The organism is Ruegeria sp. BB7 (assembly GCF_056539365.1).
The window spans coordinates 1-16420 of sequence record NZ_JBQFUV010000010.1 but is presented as its reverse complement, the minus strand read 5'-3'; the positions used below and the strand labels follow the sequence as shown (position 1 = coordinate 16420).

Here is a 16420-nt window from a genome sequence, read left to right as displayed (position 1 = left end):
CGTTATAGCGTCCACTCATGTCAGAGTTCATGCATCTTGTCGTCTTGGAGCGTCACAGCGCTCATCGCCGCAAGCGTTTCGCCGGGTAGCGCCTCCATTTGTACGTTTCTTAGCGATTTGAAAATGGAGAACTCAGATGACAGAATTTACGGATATCCCCGTACTTGATCTTGCACCACTTGTTGATGGCCTTGACACATCCAACCTCGCTTTGGAATTCGCCAAAGCTTACGGTGAGACCGGCTTTGGATATGTTATCAACCACGGTGTCGACCCATTGTTGCGCGCCGCCGTATTTGATGCCTCGAAAAAGTTCCACGCTTTGCCGGAGCTCGAAAAACAGAGGATTTCTCTAAACCAGCGCCACCGCGGCTATATTGCAATCAACACATCAACTGATGTGAACTCTGATTTGGCCGAGGTGACAAAACCCAACCAATCTGCCTCTTTCATGATGATGCGCGAAGATGCCGAGGTGGACCCTGCGGTCTATCTATCCGGGCCAAACCAGTGGCCGAACCTCGACGGGTTTCGGGAGGTGTGCGAGGCCTATTCACAGGCTATGACGGAACTCGGGCAAAAATTGATGGGCCTGGCATTGGATGCGATTGGCGCAACGGATCGCTCAATCCTCACTGCTTTCCAAACTCCTACGATCTGGCTGCGCCTTCTCCATTACCCGCCACAATCACCGCAAGCGCCAGATGATTTGTTTGGATCGGCCCCTCATAAGGACTTTGGCTGTTTGACCTTATTGGCGCAGGACGACGCCGGAGGTTTGCAGGTCCAAACTCCGGCGGGTCATTGGGTGGACGCACCGCCAATGGAAGACGCATTTGTGGTTAATGTCGGGGACATGCTGCACCGGTTGTCCAATGGTAGGCTTCTATCAACTCCGCACCGTGTAATAAATGCGTCCGGACGAGAGCGGTTTTCTGTGCCGTTCTTCTTCGATCCGCATGTTTCGGCGAATATTGCCCCTCTACCTGGTACTGGTCCTGCGAAATTTGAGCCGATGAACTTCGGATCGTTTTTGAAGAGCGAACTTGAAGCAGGTTATGAAGCACATCAGGTGGTTTAGAAGGTGTTTTTTATCGTGTAGTCAGGGGCCGGACTCATTGATATTTGGCTGCGGGATTTGTGCCACAGTCCAAACTGGTGAGCTTGCCGTTCACTTTTCAGAATCTGGATCACTTCTACCGCGTATGCCCGTGTTCGAAATTTTTCGGGTTGGATTTTTATTGTTCTCGACGGCGCGTTGACGCTTTCTATCACGTCATGGCCGACGGTATACTGTGTGCTCAGGCATTTTCCACCAAAACTCAGTGGAGATACTAGTTTTGTTCGAAACAATTGCCATAGCCTTCATCAATCAAATACGGCCTGCATTAAAACCGTCGTTAAGATGTTTATATGCTTTGACTTTCCGGTCCCAGTCGCGATTTAAAAAATATGGATAGTATTTCCAAGCAAACATCCACGTGTGGATATTTGATCTGCAAGTTCTGCCATTCTATTCTCGAAACAATACAAAAAGCCGGTCCGATACACCTAACCGAATTCGCAGACATGAGAACGAGAGGAGCGCGTTGTGTCACAGGAAACCAAAGCCTTAGATCATTCCCTGAAATTCTAGCTACGAAAATTGATCATTCCTAATGTGGCGTCGCTGGCGGTGACCCAGTCAGAGATGGGCATTGCAGAAACAGCGCTGACCTTCCAGTTAGACTGAGTAAAAAACCCTCAATATGCCGGCATGTCTATTGCAGAGGCAAAAGGCTATTACTCCGATGCTTGCTTGACGGTTGTAGTGTTGAGCGGCGGTGTCTAAATCGGCTTTATCTCGAATATGGCGGGATGGTCGATGCCGTGAATACGGGCGCCGATCTTGTAGCAATTGGTGCGCTGTTGAGGCAGTCTCCGGCAGGTATTCTGACCCGACCCTACGACGTCATCACCGAAGTTGCACAACTTGCGGGGCGGTAAAGTGATCACTGAGAATTTTCTTCTGGTTTTCCAGCCCAGAGATCTGGGCTGGAGTAGAAACCCTAGCATATCCAAAATTTGCTAACTGCTGCCTCGTATTTCCCATTTTGTAAAGATAGGATACACCCTGTTTGCATAGTGTCAAAAAGTGCAGCGTCTAATTTTTTGACACCTATTTTTCTTTGCAAACGCAGCCTGGTTGCAGATGTAAATTAGGGCAGGACCTAACTAGACGCGCAGACATTTTCTGGGGGCTATGTGTGGTGAGGCGTAATCAGGCTGATTTCCGTTTTCCAGAAACTGCCGCTGCTTAAAGCTTGTCGGACAACAGCGCAGACCTTATCTTAGATAGAAGATGGCATCCATTTCATAATGTTTGCGCTGCAAGATAACGAACCAACTCAAGATACGCAGCCTCATTTCAAGCATCGCAGGTGAACTGCTCCTCCTGCCCGGCCGATCTGAAGGGAGCTCAAGCCTATGGCGTTGAGCGTCACATCGTTTGGCGCCGTATGAAATGGACGCATCCATGCTAAACACCACAATTAAACTGCTTACGATTGCCTGTCTTGTTGTAAAGATTTGGAAGATCACACGGTAGCGAGGTACGAGGGGCGCGAAAAAGTGCCCCTCGTGAGCTATGGTAAAGGGCAAAATACTGTTCGAATAGTATTCAGACGTCTACCGAACACCACGCTCATGTCACCATCATATTGGTCAGATTGGCAAACCTTGTTTCGAAAACTGGTGCTCTACAAGGGTTCGCCCTGATTGGACAGGCATCAACCTCTTTAATACCGACGAGAAATCTGAATTGGGCCAGAGGAGACGGGAACCTCCAGTAGGTAACCGGACCAAGCAGCAGTCACTCGATCACAAATCGTCCATTTATGCAGGAAAACCTTACTTTACATACGCCTCAGAGTTGTTTCAGGTTTGATGAACTTTCAGCTATTAAAATAGGAGCTGAGACAGTGCAAGTTTATTTGAAATACCGCCGTATACTCAGTATCTCGCAGTGCCTCATCTTCTCACTGTTTGCTTTGGTTAGTAACAACCAGGCGGTTGAAGCACGCTCAGTGGTGCGCGCGTTGAGTTGGCCTCTGGTTCTGGATGCCGACAGCCAGTCCCGGTGGATCACAGAAACACGCAGCACAACAAACCAGCCACATCGCGTTTTAAGAAACAGTTTACAATTTGCGGAGGCTAAGGAGGCTAATATGCATAAGGCGCAAGGGGACAGCGAGAAGCGTCCAAATTGCAGTGAACTTTTGTCGAATCCTCCCCTGACCGATCTACATAAGCTGGTGTCCGAGGGCTATGGGAGCAAAATTGACGACCAGCGGCTTGGTGCTGTTTTGCTAGGCGTAAGCTGCGAAGAGTCCGAAATCACCCGCTACATGGAAGACCAAGGGTTTCAGTTTCTAAGTCAAAGATCATGGCCTGAAACGCAAAGTAGCTTCGGGCACGGCGGCTACCAGTACAACAAAGAGATAAGTTTCTGCGCGCGTCCACAGAGACTTGTCGACCGCCTTCTCTTGGGGCGGTGTGCGACAATCGCAAGGTTCAAATTATCAAATTCAACAATCACTCGCATTCTGGGTGGCGGCACAAAGTAGTTCAGGAGATTTGGATGCCTATTTATCTGGAACATCGTGGCCTAAGGATCGATAACAACCCTTACCGCCACCTTTACCTGTTTTTTTGTTCCTGAAGGTGAAGGAAATGAAGAAGTACCGAACTGAAATTTTAGGTTTCGCTACTCTGCTCATCTGGTTTGGTGGTGCGGATGCGGTGTTGCCCGGAGACGGTTCCAGTGGTGTCTGGGAGCTTTGCCGTGCAGACGACAGCTGTGTGATAAAGTTTGACTACCTGTCCACTCAGCAAACCGATCCATTTCTTTTTTTAGGTTACCCAATGAATGAGGAGCGATCCCGTTGGAAGCAGTATCAAAACGGTATTCAGAATTATCCTAATGTTCGCGATTGTCTAATAACAAAAGAAAGAAGCAGGAATAACCCAAATCTTTTAAAGATTGACTGGGAAAATGTTGGTGCCGGAAGTACGGCAGAGGTGTGTCTATTTCGTATTTTTCGAAGCCTAAAAGACATTAAAAGGATCCAGGAGTGGTTGGAATACCACGGCTTCGAGGTTGGTGAGAATAAGAGATTCTGGAGCGAAAAATATGTGCCAAAATTTGAAACAGAACCTATTTCAAGGATGTCTGCCGTTTGGACAGTTGAGCAATACAGGGAAGTAAATCCTTCTGTACTAAGGAACCTGACCGGCTTTGATTTAGTTTTGCAATACGAGTTGATTTTGGGCTTTTCAGCGGCAGGAGATTTTGTTGAGGCTCAGATTGTAATCCCTTCAAAATAGTTAGTTAAAGGATATTGGAATGGCTAAGTTGCAGCTTGCGGTAAATTATATTGAATCAATGGGAGCGGTGGGTCTTCACTACGGTCATCTTCAACTTGTGTACAAAGGTCAAGAAATAGAAGTTCAAGCACCTTACACGAGCGCTGATTGGGCGATTGGAAGTAATATCACATTTGCTTACCCGCCTGCGCGAGAGCATGCAGATGCAGATCAAGAAAATACGACAGGCACTGACGAACCAGGAGACAAATATCAAATTATCGACGTAGATATTGGTGATAGAGATCCAGATCATGTGTGGGATCTTTTGCTCAAAGTTCATCAAAAATTCGTAGAAGATCAGCCGGATTACCTGTACGGATTAGGTCAAAACAGCAATTCATACATCAATACATTGCTTTGGATGATTGGGATCGATGTCCAAAGTCTTATTCCCTTGGCAACACCAGATGACGTAATTGGCCCCGATCCTTTTGGGCTTTCAAATGCGGCTAGTATTCTTGGCGCAGGAATCTTAGCGTTTGAAGATCTTTACGAAGAGATTCCTGGGTCAGATCGCAATATTCTTACTGATGGATATGGAGTTATTGGTCAGGAAATCACGTTTTCCCTGTCTGAACTCGAAGGGACAGACGGTGATGACTTCCTGCAAACAGGCGATGGTGACGACAGTTTTTCAGCAGGAAACGGTGATGATAACTATTCTGCCGGAGACGGAGACGACATCCTGATTGGCGGCCGTGGCAATGATGTATTGAATGGCGGAAATGACTTTGACACTGCGGAGTACGCGCAAATACAAGACCACTCTGTTGATGATCGAAATCAAGGCATCGTGGCCACAATGAACGCCACAAAATCCGGTACAGTAGATGATGGCCTTGGTGGCATGGACGTCCTCTCTGCCATCGAGATGGTTTCTGGAACAACATTTGACGATGTGTACATATTTCAAGGAATTCTAGCGTCTTTATCGTCATCCGATCCGCTCCAGTTTGACGGCAATAATGGGGTGAATGAAGTAAGCGGTGATACAATCGACTTATCTGAAATTGAAGGGAGCGGAGTCAAAATAGTGTTTGAAACCGAAGATGACTTTGGGTTCGTTACAGGTGCTTCTGGTGGAGCGGACAATTCAACGGATGCTCAAATTGTCTTTGCAAATATTGAGAACGCAACAGGTTCTGGCGTCGGAGACACAATCATTGGAGGAAGTGGCCGCAATATCCTGCGCGGGGGTGAAGGCGGCGATACGATAGATGGTGGCGAAGGCCACGACGAAATCCATGGCGGTACAGGGAGTGACGATCTTCAGGGTGGGGACGGTGCGGACTGGATTTTCGACCGTGGTGCGGATTATGCCAGTGACGAGGAAAACGAGACACCTGAGCAATACGAAGCGCGCCTTTTTGCCTACGACGGCACCGGTAACGACACGGTAGAAGGCGGTGCTGGGTCGGACATTCTGGTTTACTCCGGTGGGACCGATACGTTTTACGGCGGCGCGGGCAACGACATCTACATGGCGGTGGACAACGCAGTTCAGTCCGAAAACGACAAACTTACAATTGTCCTGCAAGAAAACAGCGGTGATCCTGATACCTATATCGGTCATGATTTGATCGATTCAGATAACTCCAGCGTCAACCTGGTGAAGTTCGAGGGGATCAGCAGTTCGGACGTCACATTCAAGTACAATTACTCCGCAAGTCAGACTGGCACTGGCGAATATTATATAAACCCGTGGCTAGATCCGATTCCTTTCGAAATTTATTCGACAGTGGGTACGGTTGAGATAATCGTTAATGCAACCGGAAGCAGTTTGACGGTCCAAAACGTTCACGGGCATTTTTACGCAGGCGAGGATGGCATACCTGTTGGGGCTGAAGCAGGTATGGGCGTTCCGTTTATGCTGGAGTTTGACGACGGGTTAGTCGATTGGCCTACGCAATTCCTGGATCCCTCAACCAACTACTACACCTTCGAAAACAGCACGCTGAGCAGCAATGCATTTGCCGCGTTGGGTGCCCTGGAAGCAGAACGCTCTGTTCCAACTCAAACCATCGAAGGCGAATTGACTGCCAGCAATGAACTCTATGGGTCTATCGAGTCAGAAATCCTGCTTGGCGGCAACCTTGCTGATGTCATGTATGGCGGTGGTGCCAACGATGTGATGATTGGGGGGGAAGACGCCGATTATCTAGACGGCGGTTCTGGCCAGGATACTGCTTCCTACGAAAACGCCACGTCCGGCGTACGCGTTAGCGTGGCAGGCGCGTTGAGTGGCGCTACCGGAGAGGAGGTCGGGGACACGTTGGTGTCCATTGAAAACCTGACCGGCTCGGATTTTGACGATGTCCTTGTTGGCGACGATCAGGATAACGTCCTGCGCGGTGGAGCCGGAAACGACATTCTAGAAACCCAGACAGGTTACGACGGCCTGTATGGTGGTGACGGTGACGACCTTCTGATTAACGCAGGATATGTATGGCAGCCGGATGGGAGCACCACCATCCATGAATCCGGAAACGGTATTTATGACGGTGGCGCAGGTATCGACACCTTTGAAACCCAAACGCCGATGGATGCGGTAATCGATCTCACAACCGGGCAGGCCGTTTGGGCAGAATCCGGTGATGAAGTCCAACTGGTCTCAATCGAGAACGTCAACGCGGGCAGCGGCGACGATGTTATCACTGGAAACGCTGTCGACAACGTCCTGAATGGCGGTGATGGCAATGACGTCATTCACGGCGGCGGTGGCGACGACGCCCTGATTGGCGGCAGCGGTGAAAACCATCTCCATGGCGGAACCGGTGTAGATACGGCCAAGATCAATGCCCTGAGCACTATGGTAAGCTATGAGGCTGTCGACGGCGGAATCCGAGTCACCATTGATACGACGCACCCTGATTATGTCTCGTCGATGGACGACGGTAGTTTCATCATTGGTTACGATGTCGAGTTTATTGAATTCAACGATAGTACGATTTCCTATGCCGACATCGCTGGTTCAATTCTGACAGAATTCGGAGTCAACGATGATTACTTCCGGGTAGATGAAGGCGGTTCGGATGTTGTTGATGTCGTTGCAAATGATCTGGGGCTGACCGGTGATCCGGTTTCGGTTGTGACGGTTGGTGGAACCGCCATGTCCCCTGGCAGTTCAATCCGGCTGAACTCCGGTGCAACCCTGACATTGCTTGCGGACGGAACGTTGGAGTTTGACCAGGGGGGTGCCTACGCGTGGCTGGAACCGGGTCAAACCGTCACCGAGGTCGTGACGTACACGGCCACGGATTCAACCGGTGTTGAGAAGACTGGCTCCATAACGCTGGTTGTGGACGGTGCTGCGAGCAACCCGGACGCTTTGCATCTGGAGCAGAATGTGTTTCTGGCCAGTACTGATCCGGATAACGCTACGGAAACTCGAATTGCCAATTTCAACATCGCCACATCCTTAATTCTGGTCGATGAAATTTTTGTCAATCCGAACAATCCAGCAGCACATGTCACCATCCAGGAAATCAACGGAGACACCCATATCATGTTTGGGGGCGATGACGCCATTGTTCTGGAAGATATCTCCCTTGAGGCCTGGAAACATGCGGCCGACAATAATTTTCTGCCAACACCTGGGGCCGATAACTTCACGGGTACGTCCGGTGACGACATCCTCATCGGTGACGGTGGAAGCGACTGGCTGACAGGTGATGACGGAGATGACCTTTTGCTTGGTGGCCAGGGAGATGACACCCTGTCTGGCGGCAACGGGCGAGACGAGTTACAGGGCGGTTCTGGGAACGACAAACTATACGGAGGGGATGGCGATGACATTCTCGCAGGTGGGGATGGTGACGATTATTTCACGGGCGGGCTTGGCCAGGATATATTTGATGGCGGAGATGGTTTTGATACGGTTGCATTGCAGCAGGACGATGTTCCGGGCGAAAACCCTGGCGTTTACGTCGATCTAAATGCAGGTATCATTCAGTGGCAGGACAATCCAACTGACTTGGAACAACTCGTCCGTATTGAGGCTGTTCATGGAACCGGCGGTGAAGACGTCCTGATAGGCGACGATGGAAACAACCGTCTCGATGGAGTCGGCGGAAATGACATTCTCCGTGGGGGCGGAGGAGATGATACTCTGACCGATGGCTATGGTGACAACGCGCTTTATGGTGGTGCCGGCGACGATGTGCTGGTTGTGACAGGCAGCGGTTCCAACCAGCTCTTTGGAGAAGATGGCAATGACACTCTCACTAGCGGCAAAGGTGTCGATACCCTTTCTGGTGGAGCAGGTAATGACCTTCTGAAAGGGCGCGAGGGTGATGACGTCTACCTGATCAATCTCGGAGACGGAAACGATGTGATCCATGAGGGATATGGAAATTCCTTTGGAGATCGGATTGTCTTTGGGGAGGGTATCACATCCGATATGATCGCTCTTTCGGTATCCGATGCTGATGGTGACGGATACGACAACGTCGTCCTGTCCATCTCTGGAACATCCCAAACTGTCACGATTGAGGATGCCTTCTTTACATCTGGAGGCAACAACCAAGCCGTAGAGTTCATGGAGTTTGCCGACGGAACGGTTGTCGACATTGGAGCTCTTTATTCCAGTACACGTTATGCTGGCACGTCCGGAGACGACAGTTATGCCGGGACGGGTCTGAGTGAAACCATGTACGGGTTGCTTGGAGACGATTACCTTTTCGGGGACGCTGGCAATGACACCCTCTTCGGTGGCGAAGGCAATGATGAAGTCCGCGGTGGTGTTGGCGATGACACGCATTACGGTGAGGCAGGTGACGACCTCATCGTTGCCTGGGATGGTAATGACTGGCTCAGCGGCGGTTCAGGAAATGATGAGCTGAATGGCAACGACGGAAACGACCAGCTCTACGGTGATGAAGACAACGATGTTCTGAACGGTGGTGACGGTGACGATGACCATTTCGGCGGTGCCGGAGATGACCTTCTGATTGCCAATATCGGCGATGACAGCTTCGACGGTGGCGAAGGGAACGATACGATTGATTTCACCTACACGTCCAACAATGTGGCGCTTGATCTATCAGCAGGAACGGCGACTTTTGAGGGCGGCGGTCAGGAATCTATGACCAATATCGAGAACGTGATCGGCGGTTCCGGGAACAATCGGATCACAGGTACGTCCGGTAGCAATGTCATAGATGGTCAAGTCGGCCACGATACGCTCATCGGCGGAGCTGGAACTGACACGCTGACGGGCGGAACGGATTGGGACATCTTCGAGTTCAGTGATGGTGACGGTCAGGATACTGTCACTGACTTTGATCCAAACAGCGACTTCATCGTGATTAACGGAATGGTTTTTGACCCGTCCAATCCGCCTGCTGGTATCTCGGTGTCCAAACAGGGGCAAAACGCACTGATCTCCTACGGGGTGAATGACACAATTCTGCTGACGGGTGTCTCGGTGTCCGAATGGACAGGCATCGCCCGGAACGGCGGGAATGATGTACTGACAGGCACCACTGCCGATGAAACATTCTATGGCGGTTCTGGGAATGATACGATTGATGGCGGCGACGGTGACGATAACCATTTTGGAGGGACCGGAAACGACCACATCAATGGCAGTCTTGGGTATGATTTCTTCGACGGCGGCGATGGCGATGACACCATAGATTTCTCCTACACCAGTACAAATTTTGCGATGAATTTGTCTCAGGAAACGGTTGTCTTTGAGGATGGACACACCGAACAGGTTCTCAACTTCGAAAACATCATTGGCGGTTCCGGGAACGACGTGCTGACCGGGTCGGATGGAAACAACCAGATTTCAGGGGGCGCGGGTGACGACATTGTTGACGGTCTGGCAGGTGAAGATATCTATGACTATGCGCTTGGCGATGGGAACGACACCATTCGCGACGGTGGAACCAACAGTGCTGAAATCGACGTTCTGCGATTTGGCGCAGGTATTCTGCCCGATGAGGTGACCGTCGCTCTGGATGGTGACAACATCGTTCTGACGATCACGGCGACAGGTGAAACGGTCACATTGGAAAACAGTGCAATCGATGCTCTGGCGTCCGTTGATGAAGTCCAGTTCGACGACGGCACCACTTGGGATCACGCTGAACTTCTGCTTCGCTCCGACCCTGCATACGGCAACAATGCACCAACTGTAGTGGACGATGCGGCCAGCGTCGCCGAAGATGGCTCGGTTCTGATCGATGTGCTTGCCAATGACAGCGACGTTGATGGTGACACGTTGACCATCACGGATGTGACAGGTGCAACGAATGGTACTGTCAGCATCGAAGCCGGTCAGATTCGGTATACACCAAACGCAGATTTCAATGGCACTGAAACCTTGACCTACACAGTCGATGATGGATTGGGGGGAACTGGTACTGCATCCGTGACTGTTACTGTGACATCTCAAAACGACGCACCGTTGTCACAGGACGATGTCACCAGTATTGCCGAAGATGGCACTATTCTCATCGATGTGCTTGCCAATGACAGTGACGTTGACGGCGATGCATTGACAATTACTGCGGTGACAGGAGCAACCAACGGAACGGCCGTGATCGAGGCCGGTCAGATCCGGTACACGCCAGGTTCAGATTTCAACGGCTCGGAGACCCTGACCTACACGGTTGCAGATGGAAACGGCGGAACCACAACAGCTACTGTGAGCATCACGGTGACGCCAGTGAATGATGCCCCAATCGCGGTAGACGATAGTGCCAGCCTTGCCCCGGATGGGACAGTTCTTATTGATGTTCTTGCCAATGACAGTGACGCAGAGGGTGACGCGCTGACACTCACCGCCGTATCAGGGGCAACCAATGGCACAGCTGCCATCGAAGCTGGCCAAATTCGGTATACCCCGAATGCTGGTTTTTCTGGCAACGAGACGCTGACCTATACCGTCGATGACGGCAACGGTGGTGTTGACACAGCCACCGTGACGGTCACAGTCACGGCTGGGAATGTCGCACCAGTGGCTGTGGATGATACAGCAAGCCTGACCCAGGACGGAACGGTGCTGATCGATGTTCTGGCAAACGACGGTGACGCGAATGGCGATACGCTGACCATTACCGATGTGACAGGTGCAGCCAATGGCACAGCTGCCATCGAAGCGGGTCAGATTCGGTACACGCCGAATGCCGGGTTCACTGGTAGTGAGACGCTGACCTATACCGTCGATGACGGTAATGGCGGTGTGGATACTGCGACGGTAACGGTCACGATCACGACGGGGAATGTAACGCCTGTTGCCGTGGATGATACAGCCAGCCTGACCCAGGACGGAACCGTACTGATTGATGTTCTGGCCAATGACAGTGACGCTGATGGCGATACACTGACCATTACTGACGTCACAGAAGCAACGAACGGTACGGCCAGCCTTGAAGCAGGACAAATCCGCTACACGCCGAATGCTGGCTTCAGTGGAACCGATACGATCAGCTACACGATTTCTGATGGAGCGGGCGGAACGGCGACGGCATCCGTCCAAATTGACGTCACCGCCGTGCCAAATGGTGCGCCCATAGTTGTTGATGACTATGTGACCGTTGTCAGCGGTGGCATTATTCTGATCGATGCACTGGCAAATGACAGCGATTCAGATGGCGGGTATATCTATATCTCAAGTGTCGCGCCGACTATTGCCAAAAGCCTTCAGTTCGTGGACGGCAAAATCGAATATGGGGCGCTGGACAATTACACCGGCGTCGTCGAGATGGACTACACCGTGTCCGACTTTGATGGAAACAGCACCACAGGCACAGTATTCATCGACGTCGTAGCCCCGAACTCTGGTCCTATTGCCAACAACGATACGGCATCAGTAGACGAGAATGACACGGTCCTGATTGATGTTCTGGCTAATGATGATGCGGGCGGCGGAACCTTGAGTATTTCCTCTATCACTGCTGCACTCAATGGAACGGCGGTGATTGAAGCCGGGCAAATCCGCTATACCCCGAACACCGATTACTTTGGGACTGATACGATCAGCTACACGATTTCTGATGGAGCGGGCGGTACTGCTACGGCCTCCGTCCAGATTGACGTCGCAGAAGTTCAGGAAGGCGCCCCAATTGTTGTCGACGATTATGTGACTGTCGAAAGTGGTGGGACGATCTTGATCGACGCCCTGGCCAACGATAGCGATCCGGATGGTGACGGTATCTATATCTCAAACGTCGCACCAACCACTGCCCAAAGCATTCAGTTTGTGGATGGTAAGATCCAGTATCAAGCGCTGGACAATTACACGGGCGTCGTCGAGATGGTTTACACGGTGACCGATTTCGGTGGAACCAGTTCTACGGGTTCTGTGTTTATCGACGTCGTGGCTTCGGTCAGCAGCTCATCCTTCGCGGAGTTCAACACTGAACCCACAATCTCTGAACCTGTCGAGGTCATGGGAACTGATCGCAAGGACCGGTTAGTCAGTACAGAAGTCGACGAGATTATGACAGGGGGCGCCAGAGCAGATGTATTTGTATTCAATGCCCTGGAACCTGAGGGGACCGACCAGATCACAGACTTCGAGTTGGATGTCGACACAATAGAGCTGGCAGGCAGCACCTACGCTGAACTGGTATTTTCTGACACTGGCTCTGGCACACAGGTAGAATGGGGTTCTGGTTCCGTCGACCTTCTGGACATCGCTCTTGCATCATTGACCGAGGACCAGTTCTCGTTTGTTTGATACAATATATGGCCCCGCGAACTTGCGGGGCCTTTCCTTGAATACGCGATTGTGCGCGTGCTCTGTGCTGCGAGAACTTGGCCACCAGATTTGGCGAAAATTTTTATTGCACCGTGCTCATAACGTGTGCCTCACCAACAAGAAATTATTCCTCCCTTGAACACGACTACCCCTCCCGGCGCCCTCCCACGCCATGAACTTCGCCAGGCCCGCAATCGCGGCCTACGGTTTCTTATGTTGACGTTTTTCTTCAGTGTCTTCGCAAATCTGCTGATGCTGACCGGACCTTTATTCATGCTTCAGGTCTATGATCGGGTGCTGGGCTCACGGTCGGTGGAGACGCTGACGGCGCTGTTTTTGCTGGTGGCACTGCTTTACGGGCTGATGGCGATGTTGGATTTTGCGCGGGGTCGCATCGTGGCGCGGTTTGGTGCCCGATTCCAAAGCGAACTGGATGAACGTGTGTTTGATGCGACCCTGCGGCGGTCGATCCATCCGCAGATACGTTCCGCACCGGCAACGGCCCTGCGAGATCTGGAATCCATCCAGATGCTGTGTTCTTCACCGGTCTTACTGGCCCTGATGGATATTCCATGGACGCCCGTATTTGTCGCCGCGATCTTCTTCTTCCACCCGATGCTGGGTTGGCTGGCTGTTGCAGGTGGTACTGTTCTGATTGTCGTGGCGCTGCTCAATCAGATGCTCACACATCAGAAAGTGGCCAAAGCACAAGGTGCTTCGGCGCGGGCCAATGCGTTTTCCGAACATGCACGACAAGCCTCTGAAGAGGTGCGCTCCCAGGGCATGCAGCGGGTCATGACCACGCGCTGGTTGCGGCAGCGATCCGATGCTCTTGGTCAGACGATTGCCGCCAGCGATTGGACCGGTAGCTTCACGGCCCTTACCAAGTCGCTCAGGCTGTTCCTGCAATCGGCAATGCTCGCCTTGGGCGCCTGGCTGGTCTTGCAGAACGAAATGACCGCTGGGGCGATGATAGCTGGTTCGATCCTGTTGGGGCGGGCGCTCGCTCCCATCGAGCAGGCTATCGGACAATGGACCCTGGTTGAGCGCGCGCGCTCGGCATGGGTTGCGCTGAACCGGTTTCTGGATGCGACCCCGCCCGAGCCAGATAAAACAAAGTTGCCGACTCCGGCAGCTGAGTTGAAGGTTCATGGCCTTGCCGTAGTTCCACCGGGTGCCGCCAGACCGACCCTGCGCAGCATATCGTTTCAGATCGCGGAAGGTGAGGTTCTTGGTGTGATCGGTAAGAGCGGGTCAGGCAAATCAACGCTGGCCAAGGCATTGCTGGGGCTTTGGCCGCCAGCATCGGGTGAAATCCGTCTGGGTGGCGCTACGCTGGATCAATATGATGCCAAAGACCTTGGCCGTCACATTGGTTACCTGCCGCAGCAGGTGACGTTGTTCAACGGATCTGTGGCGGAAAACATTGCACGGATGGCTGAAAACCCCGATGCCGACCAGGTCATAGATGCCGCAAAAAAGGCCGGGGCGCATGAACTGATCCTGAGCCTGGACAAAGGGTATGACACGTTTCTGGAAGGTAATGACAGCCAGTTGTCCGGTGGTCAGAAACAACGGATTGCTTTGGCACGCGCTCTTTACGGTGATCCGGTGCTGCTGATCCTCGACGAACCCAATTCCGCTTTGGACGGGGAGGGGACACAGGCTCTGAATATTGCTGTTCGGGATATGAAGGCTGCCGGCAAATCCGTGATCATCATGACGCACCGACCGCAGGCGATTTCTGAATGCAACCGTCTGGCCGTGATGGAGCAAGGTCAGATTATCAAAAGCGGAGAGCGAGACGAAGTGCTCAATGCGATGGTTGAGAACGCAGGTGTTATCAAGAAGCAATTCGCCATGGTGGGGGAGTAGATGACAGTTTCTGATGTTCAGCCTGCCCGTCCGGTATGGCGCATTACGCTACCCACGTTAGTTGGCCTTATTGCTCTGACTGTACTTGTCGGTGGGCTTGGTGTGTGGAGCACACAGACCCGGCTGGCTGGAGCCATCGTTTCCACCGGTGTTGTTGAAGTGCAGACCAATCGTCAGGTTGTCGAGCATCCCGACGGTGGTGTGGTTGGGCAGATCCATGTTCGTGACGGAGATAAGGTTGCGGCCGGAGATCTCTTGCTGCGTCTGGACGAGACCTTTCTGGCGTCGGAAAAGGTGGTGGTAGAAAGCCAGCTATTTGAACTGCGCGCTCGCAAAGTTCGCCTGGAGGCGGAGCGTGATGGCGCCGAGGGGTCGGAGCTTGAAGGGGCCTTTGCTGCGCTTCAAGCTGAGACGTCCATTCCTGAAGATCTGTTGGCCGGTCAAAGCCGCTTGTTTCATGCAAGGCATGAGACGCTGTCACAACAGTCAGAGCAGATGCAAGAGCAGCGGAAGCAGACTGAGAATGAAATTCTGGGTACTCAGGCGGAATTGGTCGCTCTGCGTCGTCAGGTCGAATTGATTGCCAATGAGCTAGCAGACCAGAAGGTGCTGTTTCAAAAGGGGCTTACACCGGCCAGCCGCGTCTCGTCCTTGCAGCGGGAAGAGGCCAGGCTGAATGGGGAAATTGGCCAACTTGAAGCTGGAGTTGCCCGGCTGAAAGGTCAGATTGCCACCACTGAGATCGAGATCCTGCGCCTGCATGCCTCACGCAGGGAAGAAGCAATTACAACATTGCGGGATCTCAATTACAACGAGATCGAACTCACAGAACGACTTTTGTCCCTGACCGAACGTCTGTCACGTCTTGATATCCGAGCGCCGGTGGCTGGAACCGTGCATGGTAGTCAGGTTTTTGCCCTTCAGTCAGTGATCCAGCCAGCCGAACCCATGATGTATGTGGTACCTCAGGACACGCCTCTTCTGGTAGCAGCTCAAGTCGATGCCATCCATATTGACCAGCTTTATGTCGGACAGCCAGTGGCACTGCGGTTTCCGGCCTTCAACCAGCGCCTGACCCCTGAACTGGATGGGCATGTCATCACGGTTTCAGCCGATGTGTTTACTGACGAAAACACCGGGTTCAGTTATTACCGTGCTGAACTTGGTCTGGACCCGGATCAACACGACCGGCTAAACGGTCAGGTATTGTTGCCGGGTATGCCTGTCGAAGCCTTGATCAAAACCGACGAGCGCACGCCGCTGTCTTACCTTGTAAAACCGCTGGCAGATTATTTCACGAAGGCGTTCCGCGAATAAAAGCGGCAGCGCAGTGATGCGCTGCCGTTTCCCTGAGGCTTTAGGGATACTTGTCGGTGATCGGTCTCAAACTGTTGGCACTGGGCCTTGTTCCTCAATGATCAGGAAGTG

The 16420-nt window shown here is 52.1% G+C and carries 7 protein-coding genes; all 7 read left to right on the top strand.

What is annotated here, in order from left to right; all coding sequences use genetic code 11:
* The first annotated feature begins 136 nt into the window (after nt 1-136).
* The 7 genes from ACR0D7_RS14570 to ACR0D7_RS14540 all read left to right on the top strand — a co-directional run bounded on the left by ACR0D7_RS14570 (nt 137) and on the right by ACR0D7_RS14540 (nt 16309).
* A complete protein-coding gene (locus ACR0D7_RS14570) occupies nt 137-1081 on the top strand; it encodes an isopenicillin N synthase family dioxygenase (RefSeq protein ID WP_480679636.1) in 945 nt (314 codons plus the stop codon).
* A 776-nt stretch (nt 1082-1857) separates the two neighbouring features.
* Nucleotides 1858-1986, top strand: coding sequence for a hypothetical protein (locus ACR0D7_RS14565; RefSeq protein WP_480679635.1), 129 nt, complete (start codon nt 1858-1860; stop codon nt 1984-1986).
* Between the two features lie 974 nt (nt 1987-2960).
* Nucleotides 2961-3605 (top strand): hypothetical protein, encoded by a 645-nt coding sequence (locus tag ACR0D7_RS14560; protein ID WP_480679634.1) that lies wholly within the window; start codon nt 2961-2963, stop codon nt 3603-3605.
* Nucleotides 3606-3711: 106 nt separating this feature from the next.
* Nucleotides 3712-4365: a hypothetical protein gene (locus ACR0D7_RS14555; RefSeq protein ID WP_480679633.1), complete on the top strand. Its 654-nt coding sequence runs from the start codon at nt 3712-3714 to the stop codon at nt 4363-4365.
* Nucleotides 4366-4801: 436 nt separating this feature from the next.
* Nucleotides 4802-13096 (top strand): Ig-like domain-containing protein, encoded by an 8295-nt coding sequence (locus tag ACR0D7_RS14550; RefSeq protein WP_480679632.1) that lies wholly within the window; start codon nt 4802-4804, stop codon nt 13094-13096.
* Nucleotides 13097-13330: 234 nt separating this feature from the next.
* Nucleotides 13331-14992, top strand: a complete 1662-nt coding sequence (locus tag ACR0D7_RS14545; RefSeq protein ID WP_480679631.1) for a type I secretion system permease/ATPase — start codon at nt 13331-13333, stop codon at nt 14990-14992.
* Nucleotides 14993-16309 carry an HlyD family type I secretion periplasmic adaptor subunit gene (locus tag ACR0D7_RS14540; protein WP_480679630.1) on the top strand — a complete coding sequence of 439 codons (1317 nt, stop codon included), beginning with the start codon at nt 14993-14995 and terminating at the stop codon, nt 16307-16309.
* Nucleotides 16310-16420: the final 111 nt, after the last annotated feature.